This window comes from Polaromonas sp. P1_H6, assembly GCF_056405195.1.
In genome coordinates, this window is record NZ_JBFUCN010000006.1 from 256,353 (window position 1) to 277,373 (window position 21,021).

Genomic DNA, 21,021 nt, shown 5'->3' on the forward strand with positions numbered 1-21,021 from the left:
TAAACCCGCCCGGTCGCTACCCCCTCCATTTCTAGAATTCCCCAGGGCCCGCAAAAGCAGGCAGGCTGGCGCGTGCGTCGCCCACGAATTTTTATTTTTCACCTTTCGGAGAGTCAAGCTGATGGATCGTCGTTCACTCATCAAGCACGCGGGCATTGCCGGCGTTCTGGCCGCGGGCGTTGCGCCCGCCGTTCACGCACAGGCCGCCGTTCGCTGGCGCCTGGCGTCCAGCTTTCCCAAGTCGCTGGACACGATCTACGGCGGCGCGGAAACCTTCGCCAAGCACGTCAAGGCGATCTCGGGCGGCAAGTTCGAAATCTCCGTGCACGCGGCCGGCGAGTTGATGCCCGCCTTCGGCGTGGTCGACGGCGTGCAGCAGGGCTCCATTGAAGCGGCCCACACGGCGCCGTACTACTTCTTCGGCAAGGACGAGACCTTCGCCATCGGCGGCGCGATCCCCTTCGGCCTGAACAGCCGCCAGATGAGCGCCTGGACCTTCGAGGGCAACGGCCTGAAGCTGATGCGCGAGTTCTACGCCAAATACAACATGATCAGCTTTCCCTGCGGCAACACCGGTGCGCAGATGGGCGGCTGGTTCCGCAAGGAAATCAAGACGCTGGCCGACATGAAGGGCCTCAAATTCCGCGTCGGCGGCTTTGCCGGCAAGGTCATCGAACGCCTGGGCGGCGTGCCGCAAAACATTCCCGGCGGCGAGATCTACCAGGCGCTGGAAAAAGGCACCATCGATGCGGCTGAATGGATCGGCCCCTACGACGACCAGAAGCTGGGCTTCAACAAGGTGGCGCCCAACTATTACTACCCCGGCTGGTGGGAGGGCGGCCTGCAGCTGGACCTCTACATCAACCAGAAGGCCTACGACGCACTGTCGCCCGAATACAAGGCCATCGTGGAAGCCGCCAGCGCCGCGGCCCACGTCGACATGCAGGCCAAGTACGACGCCAAGAACCCCACCGCCCTGAAGCAACTGGTGGGCGCCGGCGCCAAGCTGCGGCCCTTCCCCGCGGATGTCATGAACGCGGCCTTCAAGGAATCCATGAAGCTCTACGAAGAGCTGTCCGCCAAGAACGAGAACTGGCGCAAGGTCTACGCCGATTATTCGAAATTCCGCGGCGACCAGAACCTGTGGTTCCGTTTCACCGAAGCCACCTTCGACCGCTTCATGCAAAGCCAGAAGCTGTAAGTTAGCACCCCGCCCAGGCAACTGCCTGGGCTCCCGGCCCGAGCACGCCTGTACGCAGCGCGTGCCGGGAAAAAGCCGCCCCTGCCGGGCGGTTTTTTTTTGGAGAAATCTGTTGCGATCTACGGGTAAGAACGGGGTGGGTTTATGAAAAAGAGTGACAAAGTGTCCATGCTCCGCCGGCGTGTCCGGGGCGCTGCAACTATTGCAGTACCCGGCCCCGCTACGGACCCCCTACGGAAAACTTCTATAACTTCAGGAGAGAGTTTTATGGATCGTCGCTCACTTATCAAAAATGCCGGCATCGCCGGCGTACTGGCGGCCGGCGTGGCGCCCGCTGTTCATGCCCAGGCAGCCGTTCGCTGGCGCCTGGCATCGAGCTTTCCCAAATCGCTGGACACCATCTTCGGCGCGGCCGAGGTGTTCGCCAAGGCCGTCAAGGCCATGTCGGGCGGCAAGTTCGAGATCTCCGTGCATGCGGCCGGCGAACTGATGCCCGCCTTCGGCGTGGTCGACGGCGTGCAGCAGGGCTCCATCGAGGCGGCCCACACCGCGCCTTATTACTTCTTCGGCAAGGACGAATGCTTTGCGCTGGGCTGCGCGATTCCCTTCGGCCTGAACAGCCGCCAGATGAGCGCCTGGATGTACGAGGGCAACGGCATGAAGCTGATGCGCGAGTTCTATGCCAAATACAACATCGTCAACTTCCCGGGCGGCAATACCGGCGCCCAGATGGGCGGCTGGTACCGCAAGGAAATCAAGTCCGTCAAGGACATCAAAGGCCTGAAGATGCGCATAGGCGGCTTTGCCGGCAAGGTGCTGGAGCGCATAGGCGGCGTGCCGCAGAACATTCCCGGCGGCGAGATTTACCAGGCGCTGGAAAAGGGCACCATCGACGCCGCCGAATGGGTGGGCCCGTATGACGACCAGAAGCTGGGCTTCAACAAGGTCGCGCCGTTTTACTACTATCCCGGCTGGTGGGAGGGCGGCCCCGAGCTGGACTTCTTCATCAACAACAAGGCCTTCGAGGCGCTCACGCCCGAGTACAAAGCCATTGTGGAGGCTGCGGCAGCCCAGGCCCACGGCGAGATGCAGGCCAAATACGATGCGAAGAACCCGGCGGCCCTGAAGCAACTGGTCGGCGCCGGCACCAAGCTGAGGCCTTTCCCCAACGATGTGATGAACGCCGCGTTCAAGGAAGCCATGGCCTTGTATGAGGAGCTCAACGTCAAGAACGAGAGCTGGAAGAAGATCTACGCCGACTATTCCAAGTTCCGCGCCGATCAGAACCTCTGGTTCCGTTTCACCGAAGCCACCTTCGATCGCTTTATGCAAGCGCAGAAACTGTAATTCCCGCGGGGCCTTCGTGCCCCGTCAGGAATTTGCAAGCCGCCTCTCGCAGGCGGCTTTTTTATTTCCGGAAACCTAGGGGTAAGAACGGGGTGATTTTGAGAGTGAAAGCTGACAGAATCCGGGGCTGACTTCGCTTGAGCACGCCGCCCGTACGGGCCGTGCCGGCTTGAGCGGTCCGGCGGGTTCCCATTCAGGGTCCGCGCATTCGACAACCCCTTCAGGAGATAGTATTTTGGATCGTCGCTCCCTTATCAAAAACGCCGGCATTGCCGGCGTTCTCGCTGCCGGCATCGCCCCCGCGGTTCACGCACAGGCCACCATCCGCTGGCGCCTGGCTTCCAGCTTCCCCAAGCCGCTGGACACCATTTACGGCGGCGCTGAAGTGTTCGCCAAGAAGGTCGGCGAGATGACCGGCGGCAAGTTCCAGATCAGCGTGCACGCGGCCGGCGAACTGATGCCCGCCTTCGGCGTGGTCGACGGCGTGGGCCAGGGTTCCATCGAAATGTGCCACACCGTGCCGTACTACTTTTTCGGCAAGAACGAGGCCTTCGCCATCGGCGCGGCCATTCCCTTCGGCATGAACTCGCGCCAGATGTCGGCGTGGATGTACGAGGGCAACGGCCGCAAGCTCATGAACGAGTTCTACGCCAAGTACAACCTGGTGAGCTTCCCCGGCGGCAACACCGGCACCCAGATGGGCGGCTGGTTCCGCAAGGAAATCAAGACCGTCGAAGACCTGAAGGGCCTGAAGTTCCGCATCGGCGGCTTCGCCGGCAAGGTGGTTGAGCGCCTCGGTGTGGTGCCGCAAAACCTGCCGGGCGGCGAAATTTACCAGGCCCTCGAAAAAGGCACACTGGACGCCGCCGAGTGGGTCGGCCCTTACGACGACCAGAAGCTGGGCTTCAACAAGGTGGCTCCCTTCTACTACTACCCCGGCTGGTGGGAAGGCGGCCCTGAAGTCGACTTCTTCATCAACAACAAGGCGCTCGATGCGCTGCCCGCCGAGTACAAAGCCATCATCGAAAGCGCGGCCTCGCACGCGCACATCGACATGCAGGCCAAGTATGACGCCCGCAACCCGACCGCCCTGAAGCAGCTGGTGGGCGCCAAGACCAAGATCCTGCCTTTCCCCAAACCCGTGCTCGACGCTTCGTTCAAAGCCTCGATGGACCTGTACGCGGAACTTGCCGACAAGAACCCCGACTGGAAGAAGATCTACAGCGACTACCGCGCTTTCCAGAAGGACCAGATCCTCTGGTTCCGCTTCGCCGAGTCGCGCTTCGATACCTATATGCAAGGCGTCACTCTGTAAGAGTTGCCCGTGCATAAAAAAACCGCGACACGTCGCGGTTTTTTTTCGCCAGCCCTTTTTTAGAGGGCAGTGAGGCGTGCTTTAGCGTTGACTGCGGAAAGTCTTGAGTTCGCTGACCAGGCGTTCGAACTCCGCCACCATCTCCGGCGACGACGCATAAAACACCGCGAACTTGCCCATCAGCGTGCGCACATACAGGCGTGGCGCGATCAGCCATTCGAGCCCGCGCACGCGGATCAGCTTGCCGTAGGCCAGTTCGCGCAAGTCCATGTGCTTGTCCCAGACCCAGCTCTGGTGCAGGCCCTGCTCGTCGAGGCGCGTGACGCTGCGCAGGATGTGCCACCAGGTGTAGGCCACCAGCAGCAGGCCGGCGATGAACCAGCCGCCGCCGGCCGATGCACCCGAGGCCCTGCCGGCCAGCCAGGCCTGCACAAAGGCCGCGGCCAGGGCCAGCACGATGACGGTCGCCAGGATCTTGAAGGTCACGGAAAACGCCTGCCCTGAAATGCTCCCGCCCTTGGGCGTGAACTTGAACGGTGGCGGGCCGAAGTAGGGGCTGGGAGTGGGTGTGGGGGTGGGAGTGGAATCCATGGAGGGGGCTGGTGTGGGTGTGAGGCGGGCAGGCGCGGAAAGCTGGGCAGTGGCGCAGGGTAGCAAAAAAAACGCCCCTCGCGAAAGGGGCGTTGCAGTCCTGCGATGCGCAGGCGGATTATTTGGTCTTGAACAGCTCGTCGACTTTTTTCTGCTCGTCGTCGGCGCTCGGTTCGGCCGGCGGCGCCAGCGGGTCGCTGCCTGCCGCGCCGCTGGCCCCACCCGCGGGCGGGGTCGCGCTGTCGTCGGCCGGGATTTCGATCTTGACCTTGTCCAGGTCTATCACCGCGGGCTTGTCGAGGAAGATGGTCACGGTCTGCGGCACGAAGATCACGATCGCCACCAGGATCAGCTGCATCGCCACCCAGGGAATCGCGCCCAGGTAGATGTCGTTGGACTTGATCGGCTTGGGGATGCGCCCTTCCTTGAACAGCGTGTCGGCGATGCCGCGCAAATAGAACAGCGCGAAGCCGAAGGGCGGGTGCATGAAGCTGGTCTGCATGTTCACGCACAGCAACACGCCGAACCAGATCAGGTCGATGCCCAGCTTGTCGGCGACGGGGCCCAGCATCGGCAGGATGATGAAGGCGATCTCGAAGAAGTCGAGGAAGAAGGCCAGGAAGAAGATGAACAGGTTGACGGCGATCAGGAAGCCGGTCTGGCCGCCCGGCAGGCCGCTGAGCATGTGCTCGACCCACTTGGCGCCGTCCACGCCTTGGAACACCATCGAAAAGACACGCGCGCCAATCAGGATGAACACCACCATGGCTGTCAGGCGCATGGTGCCGACCATGGCTTCCCAGATCAGCGGCCGGGTCAGGCGCTTGTGCATGGCCGCCAGGATCAGCGCGCCCACCACGCCCATGGCGCCGGCTTCGGTCGGCGTGGCGATGGCGGTGTCAATGCCGGGGAGGCCGCCCATGGAGCCCAGCACCGCGAAGATCAGGATGGCAGAGGGGATGATGCCGCGCAGGCACTTGCCCCACAGCGCCCAGCCATTGAGCGTGCGCGCGGTTTTGGGGACGCCGGGCACATGGTGCGGCTTGAACACGCCGAGCATGAAGGTGTAGCCCGCAAAGATCAGCACCTGCAGGATGGAGGGACCCCAGGCGCCCTTGTACATGTCGCCGACGGAGCGGCCCAGCTGGTCGGCCATCACGATCAGCACGAGGGAGGGCGGCACCAGCTGGGTGATGGTGCCCGAGGCCGCCAGCACGCCGGTGGCGTAGCGCATGTTGTAGCCGTAGCGGATCATCACGGGCAGCGAGATCAGCGCCATGGCGATCACCTGTCCGGCCACGGTGCCCGTGATGGCGCCCAGGATGAAGCCGACGATGATGACCGAGTAGCCCAGGCCGCCCTTGGCGGGGCCGAACAGCTGGCCCATGGAGTCCAGCATGTCCTCGGCCAGCCCGCACTTCTCAAGGATCGCGCCCATGAAGGTGAAGAAGGGAATCGCCAGCAGCAGCTCGTTCGACAGGATGCCGAACATATTGAGCGGCAGGTTGGACATGAAGCTGGCGGGGAACCAGCCCATCTGGATGGCCAGGAAGCCCGAGGCCAGCCCGAGCGCCGCCAGCGAGAAAGCCACGGGGAAGCCGATCAGCATGATCAGCACGAGGCCCGCGAACATGATCGGGGCAAAATTTTCCATCTGCATGGGGTAGTCCTGAAAGTATTTTTATGGGAACGAGCGATGCAAACGGATCACTGGACCGGTTTTTCGTAGTGCGTGTCCATCTCGAACTTGCCCTGGAGATAGCAGATGCGCTTGATGATTTCCGAGATGCCCTGCAAAAACATCAGGCCGAAGCCCACCGGCAGCAGCAGCATCGCGGGCCAGCGGATCAGGCCGCCGGCGTTGCCGGACACTTCGCCGGAGGTCAGGAGTTTGCGTAGAAATCCAAACAGGCCCAAATTCTGGATCGTGTCGCCGGCCGTCATTCCACTCGACAGCATGCTCGCGAACAGCGGCCAGCTCAGGTAGGACAGCAGGCCCATCACGGGGATCAGGAAGAAAAGCAGGCCGAAGATGTCCACATAGACGGGCCCGTTGCCCTTGAGCTTGCCGTAGATGATGTCGACCCGCACATGTTCGTTGAGCTTGAGCACGACGGGCGCGCCCAGCATCACGGTGGCGGCGAACAGGTACCACTGGATTTCAAGCCAGCCGTTGGAGCTGATGTCCAGGCCGTAGCGTACGAAGGCGTTGCCCGCCGAGATCAGTGCGGCCAGCAGCACCGTCCAGGCGGCGATCTTGCCCAGCCGCGTGGTCAGCCAGTCATAGGCCAATGCGAGTTTGAGGAGTGCGGACACGGGGGATGTCTCCGATCTGTTTTTTTGAATAAGAAAGTACCCAAGCGGGGACGTCGAGGCATGAATGGTACGACGGATGCCAGCTCCCGCACTGAATAAAGACTGACAAAAAATTTCCGGGTTTACCCTAGGGTTTTACGGTCTGTGCGAGACTCCCGCGCGTTTTTTACGCGTAGGGCGTTTCAACGAACGGCCATCCCCTGTCCTGCGGCGACTTCCCCAATAACCGCTGCCTCGGCAAAGCCCTGGGCCCGAAAAATCGCCAGCACCTCGGCGGCGCTGTCCGCACTGCAGGACACCAGCAGCCCGCCCGAGGTTTGCGGGTCGCTCAGCAAGGCTTTGTCCACCTCGGCAAAGCCCGCCGGCAACATCACTTCATGGCCGTAGCTGGCCCAGTTGCGTCCTGAAGCACCCGTCACGCAACCTTGCGTTGCGAGTTCGCGCGCACCGGCGATCAGCGGCACGCGTTGCCAGTCGATGCGGACCTGCAGGCCGGCGCCGCGCGCCAGTTCCAGGCCGTGGCCGGCCAGGCCGAAGCCGGTGATGTCGGTCAGCGCGTGCACGCCTTCCATGCGCGCGAGTTCAATGCCGGGCTTGTTGAGCTGCGTGGTGAGCGCCACCATGCGGGCATAGCCCCCGGCATCCAGCACCTCCTTCTTGAGCGCTGCTGAAAGAATGCCCACACCCAGCGGCTTGCCGAGCACCAGCACGTCGCCGGCGCGCGCGCCCGAATTTTTCTTGACGCGCGAGGGGTGCACCAGGCCCATCACCACCAGGCCGTAGATCGGCTCGACCGAGTCGATCGTGTGGCCGCCCGCGATCGGGATGCCGGCATCGCGGCAGACGTCCTGCCCGCCGCGCAGGATGGCGCCTATGGTTTCCAGCGGCAGCACGTTGACGGGCATGCCCACCAGGCCCAGCGCCATGATGGGCGTGCCGCCCATGGCGTAGACGTCGCTGATCGCATTCGTCGCGGCGATGCGGCCGAAGTCGTAGGGGTCGTCCACGATGGGCATGAAGAAGTCGGTGGTGGCGATCAGCGCCTGCTCGTCGTTGAGCTGGTACACGGCCGCGTCGTCCGCGGTTTCAATGCCCACCAGCAACTGCGGGGGAAGGTTGATGCCCGGCAGGTTGCCCGAGTTCCTGAGTATTTCGCTGAGCACGCCGGGCGCGATCTTGCAGCCGCAGCCGCCGCCATGCGACAGGCTGGTGAGCCGGGGCGCGGCGGTGAGTGGCTTGGGGCTGGCTGGCTGGGTCATGGGACAGGTTTCCATTCGGTCGGGAGTGCCGGGGTGCATCGCGCGCGGACGCGGGCCGCAGGCCGCGAGTAAGTGCGTCAAGTTTATGACAAGGCGGTCCCCGCATTCGCGGCGCTTTCAGGGCCGCCGCGCAAGGGTAATTTTCACGCGCGCTCCTGCGCGCCTTTGTAATGGCCTGTAATCGCTTTGGCCATGGGCCATCCCTAGAGTAGCGGCACTGAAACGCAAAGGCCCACCGGCCCCGAGCAGACCAGCCACCACAGGGAATCACCATGGATATCAAACTGCGATTCGTCAACAAGTCCAACGACGGCAACAAGTCCGAGGTGGTGGTCTACCAGAAGAACGTGCTGACCACCATGGCGTCCCTCTCCGTGGCCTGGAAGGTGATCCGCTATTGCGGGCGCGACTGCACGCATCCCTTCGTCTATCCCGACGGCTACGAGGTGTCCATCACCGACGGGCACGCCAACTTCACGCCGCGCCTGAAGGCCCAAAACGGCCAGATGCTGAGCCTGGTCACCACCCCCACCGGCGGCCGGCGCCTGCTGTACACGGGGCCGGCCAGTGCCTCGACCGAACTCGACGTGCTCAACAGCATGAGCCAGGGCGCGGTCGATATCTGCATTTTCAAGGACGGTCGCCTGATGGGCGTGAAGACCTCGGTATCTCCCGGGCAGAAGGCGGTTTTCCAGTACCAGCCGGCGCTGTGGATAGGCGTGGCCTCCGAGATCGTGCAGGGCCAGCCCATGAGCTCGGCGGTGATGTCGAACATCAACACCGAAATCTCGCTGATCGGTATCGCCGGCGCCGACATCGTGATGAGCGGTGGCGGGCCGGGCGAGGGCTCCACGCCTTACGAATTCAATCTCGACAACATTGTCCCGATCTGACAGCGACGCGCAGATCCGGGCACACAGCGTTCGCCTCCGCAGCCACAAAGCTGCGAGGGCAAACAGGCGGTACATGGTGTGCTGCCATCATTTTCATCAACAGGAGAAATTTATGGGCGTTCTACTCAACTTCATCAACAACTCGAACGACACGAACAACTCGGAGGTTGTGATATTCCAAAAGAATGTCGCTACAAACTTCGATGAGTTGTCCGTGGCCTGGCAGGTCATCAAGTACTGCGGCCAGGGCGACAATCATCCCTTCGAGTTCCCTATGGGCATGCAGGTCGGTGCCAGTGACAGCCACGGCAACTTCACCCCTCAACTGGCCGCCAGAAACGGCCAGATGTTCCAGATGGCCTTGACCAGTTCGGGGGATCGCCTGATCGCCGCGGGCACCGGCACCAGCTCCAAGGAAGTGCAGGTGCTCAACAACCTGCCCAAAGGCGCCGTCAACGCGAGCATTTACAAGTCGGGCAAGTTGCTGGCGGTCAAGACCTCGATCGCACCCCAGCAAAAAGCCGTGTTCGAGTTCAAGCCCACCATCTGGATCGGCGTGGTATCGCAAGTCGAGCAGGGCGAAGTCATGAACTCGGCCATCATCTCCAACATCAACACCGAGCTGTCCTTGTTGGGCATTGCCAGTGCGGACATTGTGATGACAGGCGGCGGCCCTGGCCCCAACTCCACTCCGTTTGTCTTCAACCTCGAAAACATCCAGATGTGCTAAGGCTCCCGGCGTCGGCGCCCGGCTGTTCCGCAGCCTTGCGCCGATGCCTGGATCCGGGCGCTGTTCTCCAGGACACACACCGTGAACGAAATGATCAAAAGAAAATGGACTGCCTTGGATGGCTGTCTGGTTTTCGACATCACGATCAATCGCGAGCCGGCCGATGACACTCCGTCATGCGCCGACGTGTCTTGCAAGTCAGGTCCGTCAGAGAGCCAACGGGTCACGATTACCAAGCTGCGGCCAAAGCAAGGCTTTGATTTCAAGTTTCGCTCAGGCTGCTACGTGCGAGGCTACCTGCAGCAAGAAACACCGGTAAACATTGATGGTGTCCCCAATACCGCCATCTTCGCCAACATCCACTACGGCACGAGAGGGCAGGGCGACGACCACCACTTCGAAGGCAACATGGTGGCCTGCCCGACCCGCGGGCCGATTCCGCCACCGGGGCCGCCGGGGCCGCCCATAGAGCCGGATCCCCCCGTCGACCCGGTCGAGCCGATCCCCATCGTCACCAGCCATCCCGACGAACTGTTTCCTTATGTCTATGTGCGGCGCTGGCCCAAGGTGGGCGCCGACGACCTGCTCTACGGCTTCGTCAACTACGTCAGTTCCAGCCCGCCTTCCAGCGGCTTCTTCGGCGACCTGGTGAACGCCCGCAACCTGGCGCAGGGCGCGCGCGAGGCCGCGCAGCAACTGGCCGTGGAATTCATCGACGGCAAGGTCTACGCGGGAGATTTCGTCCGCGACATGAACAGCCTGGCCTGCCCCGTGAGCGAGTTTGCGCAGCTCTTCATGCGCCTGCCCAAACCGGACGACGCACCCGCGGCCTGGCTGGCCAAAGCCTGCGAGCAACTCACGCGGCTGCTGTCGCGCTATGCGCTGGACTGGACTTATCTTGATTCCACCGGTTATGCCAAAGCGCTTGACCAGGTCTGGCAGAGCTATTTCGCCCTGGTGGTCACGCTGGGTTACGACAGCGCGCTGCTCGACGAATTCACCCGCGCGCTGCTGATGGCGCACCTGGTCGAGGTGGCGCTGCAGCCCTTCGAGAGCTTCGCGCAAGCCAATGCTGCCGTTACCGCCGCCAATGCCGTGAATGCCGTGAATGCCGCCGATGCCCCCACCGCGGCTGCCGGCGAAACCCCCGCCGCGCCGCCCGTCCTCGCACCGGGGCTGGATTGCCTGAGCACGCAGCAGATCAGCGCGCTGCTGCAGGCCACGCCCGTGCTCAGCGCGCAGGTGTTCCCGCTGCCGGCGGCGCAGGCCCAGGATCCCGCGGCTTCCCCGCCGCCGGGGCTGCCGGGCTGGATAGAACCTTATGCCATCGGCGACCTGCAGATGGTGCGCCAGCGCCTGCTGCGTTACCAGTGCGGCGAGATCGCGCGCATCGAGAACGTCATGCGCGGCGAGCGCCGCGAGGTGACCCACAGGCGCACCCACCGCCAGCTCGACGAGTCGCACCAGAGCAGCGGCGAGAAGCAGCTGCTGCAGAACGACGCCGCGGACGAACGCAGCAACCTGCAGGAGGAGTCGCGCAAGACGGTGGCCGAGTCCATCGAAACCAACCAGTACAACAAGTTCACCAGCAGCTACGGCCCGCCCACCCAGGCCACGCTGGACGGCTCCTGGAGCAAGACCGTGCAGCCGGGCGCCACGCCGGGCCTGGACGACACCACGCGTTTCGCGCGCGACATCCTCAACAAGACCGTCAACCGCATCAGCCGCAGCGTGAGCCTCACGCGCTCCAGCAGCACCATGAGCCAGACCGAGGACTCGGTGGTCAGCCTGGTCGACAACACGGCCGGCACGCGCAGCCTGCGCGGCGTCTACCGCTGGCTCAACAAGGTCTACGAGGCCTGCGTCGTCAACTACGGCCAGCGGCTCATGATGGAGTTCATGGTCTGCAAGCCCGCCGCCGCCTTCATCGCCGGCGAGCAGGCCTCGGCCGGGCAGGACTTCGTCAAGCCGGTGCCGCCGCTGCGGCTGCACATCGCCACCTTCAAAGACATCCAGCCCGGCAACTACGCCGGCCTGGGCGCCTACTACGGTGTGCTGGATCTCGAGCCGCCGCCGCTGGCGCAGCGTTTCGCCTCTGCCACTCTGCGCGACGGGGAAGAAAAGCAGGTCGCCGTTCCCGCCGGCTATTGCGCCACCAGGGCCTTTGTGGCTTACGTCAGCGCGCCCACGGGGCTGCCGGCGCCCGTGGTGCTGGTGGGGCGGCAGGCCTACACCCCGACCGGCAGCCCGGACGGCATGGCGCTGTTCGGCGAGGACAACAGCGTGCCGGTGTCCGTGCTCGACTACCCGCCCAGCCTGTCGCCGCCCCTTGACCCGCAGGTGCAGGTCAACGTCGAGATCCAGTGCGCGCCTTCCGAGCGCTGCATGGACGAGTGGCGCATCCGCATTTACGCCGCCGTCATGCGCGCCTACCAGGAGCGGCTGGCCGGCTACCACACGCGCGCCGACGGCGGCCCGCAGGGGCGCATCGCCCCACGCTCGCCGCTGGCGAACCGGCAGACCGAGCAGCGCGAACTCCGCAATGCCTGCCTGCGCCTGCTGCTCGAGCGCATGCTCACGCTGACCGGCATGGACTCCCGCGGCGGCGCGCTGTCGCCGCCCTCGGAGTTCGCCGTCTACGAGCCGCGCTACCTCCAGTTCTTCGACGAGGTGCTCGAGTGGAACGAGATGGTCTACAGCTTTTACGCCAGCCCCGGCCTGGGCCCGGGCGGCGCGCAGTTCGAACTCGGCAGCCTGGCCGCCGATGACGACGCGCTGTTCTCCAGCTTCCTGCAGGCCGACCAGGCGCGTGTGCTGCTGCCGGTGCGGCCCGCGCACGTGATGGCGTTTTTGTACTTCTACTCGTCCGGCATGCTGTGGGCCTCCGGCGACCGGCTGGCGCCCGCCAATCCCGGCGACGTCCCCCTGGTCAACGACCTCAAGCAGTCCGGGCCGCAACGCCCCCCGCTGCGGCCCATAGGCCCGTGCTGGGAGGTGGTGGTGCCCACGGCCATGCAGGTGCTCGACGAGCCCGGCGCCGGCACGCAGGTGCTGCCCGGCGCCGCTATCGAGAATGCGGGGAGTGCGGCACCATGATGGCGCCCGGCATCAACAACCCCTTCTTCGTGCGCCCGGGCTTTGGCGAGCTGCCGGTCGGCTCCGTCACGGCCTTCGCCGGCACCCTGGGCGCACCCGACAGCGCCGGCGCCGCCACCACCGTGACGCCGCAGGCCTACGTCACCGACCCGCTGGAGGCCTGGGGCTGGATGTTTTGCGACGGCCGCCTGCTGCGCACCTATGACTACCCCGAGCTGTTCGCGGTGCTCGGTTATGTCTACGGCGGCAGCGGCAACGAGTTCCGGATTCCCGACTACCGCGGTTTCTTCCTGCGCGGCAACGGCAACGGCACCGGCACGAAGAACGACCCCGACATCGCCGATCGCAAGGTGCCGCCCGGCGGCCAGGGGCAGAGCAGCGGCGTGGGTTCGACGCAGTCCTTCGCATTGCAAACCCATGCGCACGACTACGACAGCGCGCCCGCGCCGGCAACCCCCTCGTCCAGTGGCACCGCAGCCGGTGCGTCTACCAGCACCTCTGCGCCGACCACCGGGCCGGTGACCGAACAGGGCCAGTCCGCGGTGCAGGTGAGCCTGTACGAAACGCGTCCCATCAACGTCTACGTCAACCACATCATCAAGTTCACCTATGGGTTGACGCCGTTCATGCGGACTTCCGTCTGACCCCGCCCCCAGAAAATTTTCACAGGAGAAACAGCATGGCTTACAGCAAGGTCCGATTCATAGGCTACGTGGTGGACACCGCGCCCAAAGTAAATTCCGATGGGTCCAAAGCCTACCTCGGGCTGGACAACCCGGAATTCGACCTCGAGGCGCGCTGCGCCTTGATGTTCCGCGCCATGGACGCCGCGTTCGATGTGCTGCAGCCGTCCGCCTCGCCGCCCTCGTCGTCGCCGCCTGTGCCCAGTGACACCCTGAATGTCTTCATGGCGCCGGAGTTCTTTTTCCGGGGCCCGGCGGGCGCCTACGGCATGGAGGATGTGCAGCAGATCATCACCAGGCTGCAGGCTTACGCCGCCCTCGCGGACTGGGCCGACTGGGTGTTCGTCTTCGGCACCATCCTCGGCGTGTCCTCGCCCACGCTCAAGGCGCCGCCCTACGACATCGACCCGCTGGCCAACAAGGAGGTCTACAACTTCGCGCTGGTGCAGCAGGGCAACATGATGGCGCAGGGTGACGCGGGCACGGTCGTGGTGATGAAGGAACTCATGTCGGGCGTCGACTTTCTCGCCACCGCGGCCACTGCCAACAGCCTGCTGCTCGGCGAGGTCAACCACCTGGCGCCGTCCACCACGGGCGGGCCGGGGCGCGAGCAGCAGGTGCTCAACTACGACGGCGCGGGCGTGTTCTCGCTGGCCGGCATCACCTGGGGCCTGGAGGTCTGCCTCGACCATCGCGACACCGTGCGCCGCCTGCAGAAGTCGCCGCAGCTGCCGGGCGAGAACCTGATCCAGCTGCAACTGGTGCCTTCGTGCGGCATGGGCGTGCAGGCCCCCAGCGTGGTCACGCAGTTCGGCGGCTATGTGTTCAACTGCGACGGCTCCGGCACCGCGCGCCATTCCACGCTGGCCGAGCAGGTGCCGCCGCTGGCCGATGTGCCGCGGTCCTCCAGCACGCCGGTCGGCAACGGCCAGCTTCCGCTGGACAACGGGACCATGGTGGATATCAGCCACGTCTATCCCAGCGGCCCCGGCGTGGTCAACATCTACCCCGTGCGCGACCTGCCGGCGCAACAGACCGTTCCGGGCCACACCGTGCGGCTCTTCTGGCAGGCCAGCCCCCTTTACCAGTTCGTCTTCCTGCTGGTCTACGACGACAGGGGCAAGTTCGTGACCATGGTCTGCGAACCGCGCAGCAAGCAGACCAACTTCTACGGCAACAACTACTACCTGCCGCTGTCGCTGCAGACGCAGGATTCGCTCAAGCAGAACGTGAGCATCCAGATGGAACTGAAGCCCGGCAGCAGTCCCTATTCGGGCATGGTCTGGTGCAAGATCAAGGTGTCCGACCTTGACTTCCAGGGCAACGCCTTCGCGTTCAGCGCCGACATCTCCGGCGCGGAGCCCTTCACGTGCTGGTGAGCGGCCCAGCGGAGCCGGCCGTGCAAACCAGCAGCGTCCAGGACGACACGCGGCACGCGCTCAGCGTGTCCGTCCACCAGCACGCCTTCCGGGTCCGGGCCGGCGATGCGCGCCAGGACTTCTGGCGCCGTGTCGGCGCCGGCTTGTGGGAGCCGCAGACCTTCGAGGTGTTCCAGCGCTTCCTGCGGCCCGACAGGTCCTATGTCGACATGGGCGCCTGGATAGGGCCCACGGTGCTCTACGGCGCCATGCTGTCGCGCCGCGTGCATGCCCTGGAGCCCGACCCGGTGGCCTTTGCCGAACTGGCCGCCAACGTCGAGGCGAACCCCGCGCTGCGGCCCAACATCGCGCTGTACCCCTACGGCATTGGCCCCGAGAGCGGCCCGCTGCAACTCTATGCGGGCGGCCTGTATTTCGGCGCGCAAAGCGAGTTCGGCGACAGCATGTCCGGCATGCTGGCCGCGCCCGGCGCCGTCGGCCAGCCCTGCCGCGAAGTCCAGGGCATGGACCTGGAGCGCTTCCTGGCCGTCAACGCCATTGACGACTGCAACTTTATCAAGATGGACATCGAGGGCGGCGAGTACGCCGTGATCCCCGGCCTGTGGCGGCGCCTGCCGCAGCTCGGCCTGCCCACGCTGTATGTCTCCTTCCACGCGCCCGAAGCGGCGCGCCGCGAGGCGCTGGTGCGCGCCTGCACCGAGGAACTGCTGCTGTGCTACCCGCGCTTTTACAGCACGGTGGACGCCCGCGCGGTGGCGCTGGAGCAACTGCTCGATACGGTGGGCGACTGGGGCGACGAAGCGCCCGGCAGCCCCTGGCGCAAGCTCGAAGCGCTGCTGGGCGCCGGCCTGCTCGCCAGCTGCGAGGAGTGGTAGATGCCGGCCCCGCAGGAGCGCCAGATCCTGGTCGGCGTGCATGTGGCCGCGCACCACGACGCCCTGGCCGCCACCCTGGCCAGCCTGTTCGAGAACACACCCATGCCCTTCGGCCTGCGGCTGCTGCCCGACCCCGCCGACGAAGCCGCGGCCGCCGCGCTGCAGGCGCTGCTCGACACCCTTCCTGGCATCGCGCAGCTGCCCGGGCCCGTGCATGAAGGCGCGGCCGCCTGCTTTAACCGGCTGGTCGGCGTGCCCGCCGACATCTATGTCTTCCTCGAAAACGGCGCGCGCGTCACGCCCGGCTGGCTGGAGCTGCTGCTGGCCGCGCTCGATGCCGACGCCAGCCACGGCCTGGCCGGCCCCTCGACCAACCGCTGCTGGAACGAGCAGGCCGTGGCCCCGGCCTGCGCCGCCACGCAAGACGCCTTGTGGAACCAAGCCGATGCGCTGGCGGCAAAGTTCGGCAATGCCTGCGTGACACTCGAGCCGCTGCACAGCCTCTCGGACTTTTGTTATGTGGTGAAGAACGAGGTGGTGGCCGCCATCGGCGCAGCCGACACCGCCTATGCCCAGGGCCCCTGCTGGGAGATGGACTACAACATACGCGCCGCGCGCGCCGGCTTTCGCGGCGTCTGGGCGCTGGGGGCTTTTGTGCACCGCGCGCCGCCGTGCCCGCGGCAGTCGCGGCTGCAGGAAACCCTGTTAGACACCAGCAAGCGGCTCTACCAGGACCGCTTCTGCGCCTGGCGCGGCGAGGCGCACCAGCAGCCCCCGCCTCACCACCTGCCTTACCACGCCCATTGCGCCGGTGAGCAGTGCCGCTACTTCGCCATGCCCGAGCGCATGCGCATCTTCGTGCCGCCGGCCGCAGCAGCGCCGCCGCCCGTGCCGGTGCCGGCCGCCGCGTCACCGCTGATGAGCTGCATCATGCCCACGCGCGGCCGGCCCGCCTTCGTCGCCCAATCCATACGCTACTTCCAGCGCCAGGACTACCCCGCGCTCGAACTCATCATCATTTATGAGGAAGACAGCGACCTGCCCGCCGACATCATCAGCGACGCGCGCATACGCTGCGTCCGCATGCCTGCCGGGACCAGCATAGGCGCCAAACGCAACGAAGCCGTGCGCCTGGCCCAGGGCGAACTCGTCGCGCACTGGGACGACGACGACTGGTACGGCGACCAACGCCTGAGCCGCCAGGCCGCGCCCATCCTGCACAACATCGCCGACGTCACCGGCCTCAACGACATGCTCTTCATGGCTCGGCCGCAGGCCGAGTTCTGGGCCGCCAGCCGCGCACTGTTCCGCCGCATGTTCGTCGAGAACGTCAGCGGCGGCACCCTGGTGTTCCGGCGCAGCCTGTGGCAGGCCGACTGCCGCTACCCCGCCACCTCCCTGCGCGAAGACGCCGACTTCCTGCTGAAAATATTGGGCACCGGCGCGCGCCTGTGCCGCGTGCCCGGCCGTGAACTGCAGATCTACGTGCGCCACGACGGCAACACCTGGAAGTTCAAGGAAGGCCAGTACCTGCAGCAAAACGCCTGGACGCGCATGCCCCAGCCCGAGTGCCTGCAGCAGCACCACGAAGACCGCGATTTTTACTTTCCGCAAGAAAAAACCCTTGCTGCCGCGCCACTACTGGCGGCGCCGCGCGCCGCAGCACCATCACCCGCGCGGCCTATGCTGTCCTGCATCATGCCCACCGCCGACCGGCGCGAATTCGTGCCCCAGGCCATCCGCAACTTTCTCGCACAGGACTACCACGGCCCGCGCGAACTCATCGTGCTCGACGACGGCCGCGACAGCATCGCCGACCTGATCCCACCGCACCCCAGCATCCACTACATGCGGCTGGACAGCAAGCTGACCCTGGGCGCCAAACGCAACATCGCCTGTGAACTCGCCCACGGTGAACTCATCGCGCACTGGGACGACGACGACTGGATGGCGCCCGGCTGGCTCAGCTCCCAGGCCAAGGCCTTGCTGGAGCAGGGCGCCGACATCTGCGGCCTGGACAAAGTATTTTTCTACGCACCCGAGGGCCGGCGCGCCTGGCAATACGTCTACGACGGCCGCTCACCCTGGGTCTGCGGCGGCACCCTCTGCTATCGCCGAGAGTTCTGGCGAGGCGCGCCCTTCGCCGAGATCAATGTCGGCGAAGACAATGCCTTTGTCTGGGCCCCGCAGCAAAAGCGCATCGCGATCAACCCCGACCAGCACCTCTATGTAGCCCGCGTGCATGCCCGCAATACCAGTCCCAAGGAAACCTTGAATCGGCGCTGGCGCAGTTATCCGGTGGAGCAGGTGGAGAGTTTGATGGTGTGAGGGTGGGGCGATCGCGCCTGGATCGTAAGCAGGCTCAGACTGTGATTCACGCGCCAGGGCTGGCCTTGGCCCCAAGAGGCGGCCAGGTCATCGCCTTGGCCTGCGCCGGCCCGACCGGTATCAACTGGCGCACCACTTGCCCGGAAAACACCTTCTCGCGCAGGTTCTTGAGCACCTCCTGCGCGCCGCCGTAGGGTGTGAACATGTCGATCAACCAGATCTGATCGCCAGAAGCCCAGTCGGCCATCGTGAGCTGGTGGGGTGCAGCCTGGTAGCGCTGCGCCACTTCTTCGCTGAGCCTGGCCCAGGAGACAAAGGCCATGGGAGCCTCGTCCTTCAGATAGAGCTTGGCTTGGTTCAACACCAGCGCCGGCATCACACGCCACTCCAGTTCACTGAGCAGGGTGTGCCGGTTGGCGGCTTGCTGCATCATCAGCCAGGTCACGGCACCGAGCATCGGGATCTTGCCCAGCACCTTGCGCACCTGTTCCTTGGCCAGGGCGGCCAGCTTCGCCAGTTCTTCTGGCGGCAAAGGCCCATTGCCTGGTATGCCGGTTTCTGCGGGCGCAGATTCCGGCGTGAGTGCCTTGTTTGCTTTGCTTGTTTTAGGGGGTGTAGAAGGTTTTGTCATGGTTGTGTTCCGGTTTCCAGCATATTGTTGATGGCGCTTAAATCCGCTTCGGCCAGCGTGGCATTTGCCGCTTTGAGGCGCAGCCCTTGCATCAGCGTCTCGGCCCGCGCCTTGTGCCAGTCGCGCTCGGCCGTGTAGAGCTGCTGCTCGGCATTGAGCACGTCGATGTTGATGCGTGATCCGACACGAAAGCCGATCTTGTTGGAGTCGACCGAACTTTTGCTGGAAGCAATGGCCGAGGCCAAGGCCTGGACCTGCGCAGCGCCGCTGACCACGCCGGTAAAGGCCAGGCTGGCCTGCGCGACCGCCTGCCGACGCGCCGCCTCCAGGTCGTCAGCGGCCTTGTCCTTCAAGGCCAGGGCTTCGCGCACGCGCGCTTGCACGCCGCCGCCGGCAAAGAGCGGGATATTCAGGTTCAAGCCCACCTGGCTGGAGCGTGAACGCACCGAAATATCGGCCGGCGAGGTAATACTGCCGGAGGTGTAGTTGGTGCCATAGCCTGCCGTCAAGTCCAGAGTCGGTGAATGCGCGGCACGGCTTTTGGCAATTTCCCGGTCTGCCACTTCCAGCGTGGCTTGGGCGATGCGCACCGGGATGGACTGCTCACGGGCGCTGTCCAGCCAGGGCTGTTCCTCGTCGGGCTGAATGCCCGGTAGCGAACTGTCCGCGCGCAAGCGGGCCAGATTGGCCCCGGGTTCACCAAGAATGCGCGCCAGCTCGGCACGTTTGTTCTTCAGCTCACTGTCCGTTGCCACCGCCTGGAACCGCGACAGGTCCAACCGGGATTGGGCCTCATGCACGTCGGTCACGATCCCGGTGCCGACTTCAAAATTCCGTCGCGCCAGCTCCAGTTGCTGGATGACGGCGCCAACCTGCAGGCGCGCCACGCGCTGGGACTCCTGCGCCACCAGCACGTCCAGATAGGCTTGCGCGGTGCGCAGGATCAGCTCCTGCTCGGCCTGCCGGAACTGCGCCTCGGCGAGCAGTTCCTGTTGTTCGGCCTGGTCCAGCGCCGCCCAACTGGCCGCGCGCCACAAAGGCTGCGTCAGTGAGAGGTTCCAGCTGCGGTTGCGCACATCGCGGTCCACATAGGGGGCTTCGCTGAACGAGGCCTGCCCGGACTGCTGGCTGGTGGCGCCGACCAGGCCCACCGTGGGCAGCAGCCCGGCCCGCGCCTGGGGCACCCGTTCGCGCGCCGCGCGCAGCGTATTGACTGCGCCGCGGTAGGCGGCGTCGCGCTCCTGCGCCTTGCGATAGATATCAAGCAAGGTATCGGCCGAAGCGCTCAAGGGCAGAAAGGACATCAAAGCGGCACCGACCATCCATGGCCGGGCGCACATCCAGAGGGAATCAGCGTTCACGCAAGGCCTCCTGCTTGTAACGCAGCATGGGCGCGATGAAGTATTCGATCATGCGGCGCTCGCCGGTTCGGATGTCCGAGGTCACGCTCATGCCGGCGGTCACCGTGCCACGCTGGCCGTTCACTATGTTTGGCGTCTCCGCTTTACTGAGCTGGATGCGCACCGGGTAGACCGGTCCGAGTTTGGGGTCGTTGATCGCGTCAGTCCCCACCCATTGCACGGTGCCCTCGATATAACCAAAGCGAGTGAAGTCAAAGGTTTCCACCTTGTTGATCACGCGCTGACCGACTTTGAGGTGGCCTATGTCGCGGTTCATGACCTGTGCTTCGACTTCCAGCACCGCATCACGCGGAACAATCGTCATCAAGGGCTGGGCCTGGGTGACTACGCCGCCCACGGTCGTGACCGCCAGCTGCTGCACCACGCCGTCAATCGGGCTGTGCAGGGTTTGCAAGTCGCGGCGCTGGATCGCCTTGACCAGTTCCTGGCGCGCCGCATCATGCTTGCGCATGGCCTCCACCAGTTCGGCGCTGGCCCGGGCACGGAATTCCGCTTGCGCCTGCTTGCGCTGCTGCACGGCCGCATTGAGGCTGGAAACGGATCTTGAATTAACCATCGTGGCTTTATCGCATCTACATACTTGCGTTCCCCGATGGGCAAGGTATGGTCGAAGTGACGACGTAGACCTTCACCACTCCTGGGAAGGAATAGATTGATTCCATAACTCCACTGCCGGCGATGTGGTTCGATCACCACGTAGTCACCTTGCACCGTGCCAAACTGCTTCATCATTTTCAACAAGGCGGTGCTATCGTCCGCGTTGTCCAGATATGCTTCGCGCTTTCCCGTTTGTGTGTTCTTGACCTCGAGACCTAGCCATGAGCAACGCCTGTCGACCGGAATCTTGTCGGGATTGAACAGTCGCAAAGCTAGTACTTCCGCCTCAACCGTCACATACACTTCGTAAGACAACGCGCTTGGTTGACTAACAGGACTGGTCGGGTCTCGCGCATATT

Annotated in this window: 17 protein-coding genes; 10 read left to right on the forward strand and 7 right to left on the reverse strand. The window is 64.6% G+C overall.

Translation table 11 applies throughout. The features are described from left to right. Nucleotides 1-121: 121 nt before the first annotated feature. The 3 genes from AC1D1F_RS08300 (at nucleotide 122) to AC1D1F_RS08310 (ending at nucleotide 3,863) form a co-directional block, all read left to right on the forward strand. On the forward strand, nucleotides 122-1,201 hold the full coding sequence (locus tag AC1D1F_RS08300) for a TRAP transporter substrate-binding protein (protein ID WP_477676066.1): 1,080 nt from the start codon (nucleotides 122-124) through the stop codon (nucleotides 1,199-1,201). A gap of 267 nt (nucleotides 1,202-1,468) precedes the next feature. Then, nucleotides 1,469-2,548 carry a TRAP transporter substrate-binding protein gene (locus tag AC1D1F_RS08305; protein ID WP_477676067.1) on the forward strand — a complete coding sequence of 360 codons (1,080 nt, stop codon included), beginning with the start codon at nucleotides 1,469-1,471 and terminating at the stop codon, nucleotides 2,546-2,548. A 235-nt stretch (nucleotides 2,549-2,783) separates the two neighbouring features. Beyond that, on the forward strand, nucleotides 2,784-3,863 hold the full coding sequence (locus AC1D1F_RS08310) for a TRAP transporter substrate-binding protein (RefSeq protein ID WP_477696023.1): 1,080 nt from the start codon (nucleotides 2,784-2,786) through the stop codon (nucleotides 3,861-3,863). Nucleotides 3,864-3,944: 81 nt separating this feature from the next. Here AC1D1F_RS08310 and AC1D1F_RS08315 read toward each other — a convergent pair whose 3' ends face one another. From AC1D1F_RS08315 to selD, 4 genes are all read right to left on the reverse strand, one after another. Beyond that, complete coding sequence (locus AC1D1F_RS08315; RefSeq protein ID WP_477676069.1) at nucleotides 3,945-4,454, reverse strand: hypothetical protein; 510 nt, start codon at nucleotides 4,452-4,454, stop codon at nucleotides 3,945-3,947. 118 nt (nucleotides 4,455-4,572) lie between these two features. Next, nucleotides 4,573-6,114, reverse strand: a complete 1,542-nt coding sequence (locus AC1D1F_RS08320; protein WP_477696022.1) for a TRAP transporter large permease — start codon at nucleotides 6,112-6,114, stop codon at nucleotides 4,573-4,575. A 47-nt stretch (nucleotides 6,115-6,161) separates the two neighbouring features. After that, nucleotides 6,162-6,770, reverse strand: coding sequence for a TRAP transporter small permease subunit (locus tag AC1D1F_RS08325; protein WP_477676071.1), 609 nt, complete (start codon nucleotides 6,768-6,770; stop codon nucleotides 6,162-6,164). A 182-nt stretch (nucleotides 6,771-6,952) separates the two neighbouring features. Next, a complete protein-coding gene (gene selD, locus AC1D1F_RS08330) occupies nucleotides 6,953-8,029 on the reverse strand; it encodes a selenide, water dikinase SelD (RefSeq protein ID WP_477676072.1) in 1,077 nt (358 codons plus the stop codon). A gap of 272 nt (nucleotides 8,030-8,301) precedes the next feature. Between selD and AC1D1F_RS08335 the strand changes: the two genes are divergently transcribed. The 7 genes from AC1D1F_RS08335 to AC1D1F_RS08365 all read left to right on the forward strand — a co-directional run bounded on the left by AC1D1F_RS08335 (nucleotide 8,302) and on the right by AC1D1F_RS08365 (nucleotide 18,013). Then, nucleotides 8,302-8,922, forward strand: coding sequence for a hypothetical protein (locus tag AC1D1F_RS08335; RefSeq protein WP_477676073.1), 621 nt, complete (start codon nucleotides 8,302-8,304; stop codon nucleotides 8,920-8,922). A gap of 112 nt (nucleotides 8,923-9,034) precedes the next feature. Further along, complete coding sequence (locus AC1D1F_RS08340; RefSeq protein WP_477676074.1) at nucleotides 9,035-9,652, forward strand: hypothetical protein; 618 nt, start codon at nucleotides 9,035-9,037, stop codon at nucleotides 9,650-9,652. A gap of 285 nt (nucleotides 9,653-9,937) precedes the next feature. After that, entirely contained in the window at nucleotides 9,938-12,748 is a 2,811-nt protein-coding gene (locus AC1D1F_RS08345; protein ID WP_477696021.1) for a hypothetical protein, read from the forward strand. Then, entirely contained in the window at nucleotides 12,745-13,392 is a 648-nt protein-coding gene (locus AC1D1F_RS08350; RefSeq protein WP_477696020.1) for a phage tail protein, read from the forward strand. The genes AC1D1F_RS08345 and AC1D1F_RS08350 overlap by 4 nt, the downstream gene beginning before the upstream one ends. Nucleotides 13,393-13,427: 35 nt before the next feature. Further along, a complete protein-coding gene (locus AC1D1F_RS08355) occupies nucleotides 13,428-14,810 on the forward strand; it encodes a hypothetical protein (protein WP_477676077.1) in 1,383 nt (460 codons plus the stop codon). A gap of 20 nt (nucleotides 14,811-14,830) precedes the next feature. Beyond that, a complete protein-coding gene (locus tag AC1D1F_RS08360; protein WP_477676078.1) occupies nucleotides 14,831-15,685 on the forward strand; it encodes an FkbM family methyltransferase in 855 nt (284 codons plus the stop codon). Then, nucleotides 15,686-18,013 carry a glycosyltransferase family 2 protein gene (locus AC1D1F_RS08365; protein WP_477676079.1) on the forward strand — a complete coding sequence of 776 codons (2,328 nt, stop codon included), beginning with the start codon at nucleotides 15,686-15,688 and terminating at the stop codon, nucleotides 18,011-18,013. Nucleotides 18,014-18,059: 46 nt separating this feature from the next. Here AC1D1F_RS08365 and AC1D1F_RS08370 read toward each other — a convergent pair whose 3' ends face one another. The 3 genes from AC1D1F_RS08370 to AC1D1F_RS08380 form a co-directional block, all read right to left on the reverse strand. Beyond that, nucleotides 18,060-18,545, reverse strand: a complete 486-nt coding sequence (locus AC1D1F_RS08370) for a toxin-activating lysine-acyltransferase (RefSeq protein ID WP_477696019.1) — start codon at nucleotides 18,543-18,545, stop codon at nucleotides 18,060-18,062. Between the two features lie 95 nt (nucleotides 18,546-18,640). Continuing rightward, nucleotides 18,641-20,005, reverse strand: a complete 1,365-nt coding sequence (locus AC1D1F_RS08375; RefSeq protein ID WP_477696018.1) for a TolC family outer membrane protein — start codon at nucleotides 20,003-20,005, stop codon at nucleotides 18,641-18,643. Next, nucleotides 19,995-20,621, reverse strand: coding sequence for an HlyD family type I secretion periplasmic adaptor subunit (locus AC1D1F_RS08380; RefSeq protein ID WP_477696017.1), 627 nt, complete (start codon nucleotides 20,619-20,621; stop codon nucleotides 19,995-19,997). Before AC1D1F_RS08380 ends, AC1D1F_RS08375 begins: the two co-directional genes overlap by 11 nt. Between the last annotated feature and the right edge of the window lie 400 nt (nucleotides 20,622-21,021).

What these genes read in the sequence shown, in the direction of transcription:
- AC1D1F_RS08340 (WP_477676074.1), top strand. Translation starts at nt 9,035, where the DNA reads ATGGGCGTTCTACTCAACTTCATCAACAACTCGAACGACACGAACAAC.
- AC1D1F_RS08335 (WP_477676073.1), top strand. Translation starts at nt 8,302, where the DNA reads ATGGATATCAAACTGCGATTCGTCAACAAGTCCAACGACGGCAACAAG.
- AC1D1F_RS08300 (WP_477676066.1), top strand. Translation starts at nt 122, where the DNA reads ATGGATCGTCGTTCACTCATCAAGCACGCGGGCATTGCCGGCGTTCTG.
- AC1D1F_RS08350 (WP_477696020.1), top strand. Translation starts at nt 12,745, where the DNA reads ATGATGGCGCCCGGCATCAACAACCCCTTCTTCGTGCGCCCGGGCTTT.
- AC1D1F_RS08320 (WP_477696022.1), bottom strand. Translation starts at nt 6,114, where the DNA reads ATGCAGATGGAAAATTTTGCCCCGATCATGTTCGCGGGCCTCGTGCTG.
- AC1D1F_RS08355 (WP_477676077.1), top strand. Translation starts at nt 13,428, where the DNA reads ATGGCTTACAGCAAGGTCCGATTCATAGGCTACGTGGTGGACACCGCG.
- selD (WP_477676072.1), bottom strand. Translation starts at nt 8,029, where the DNA reads ATGACCCAGCCAGCCAGCCCCAAGCCACTCACCGCCGCGCCCCGGCTC.
- AC1D1F_RS08380 (WP_477696017.1), bottom strand. Translation starts at nt 20,621, where the DNA reads ATGGTTAATTCAAGATCCGTTTCCAGCCTCAATGCGGCCGTGCAGCAG.
- AC1D1F_RS08315 (WP_477676069.1), bottom strand. Translation starts at nt 4,454, where the DNA reads ATGGATTCCACTCCCACCCCCACACCCACTCCCAGCCCCTACTTCGGC.
- AC1D1F_RS08305 (WP_477676067.1), top strand. Translation starts at nt 1,469, where the DNA reads ATGGATCGTCGCTCACTTATCAAAAATGCCGGCATCGCCGGCGTACTG.
- AC1D1F_RS08365 (WP_477676079.1), top strand. Translation starts at nt 15,686, where the DNA reads ATGCCGGCCCCGCAGGAGCGCCAGATCCTGGTCGGCGTGCATGTGGCC.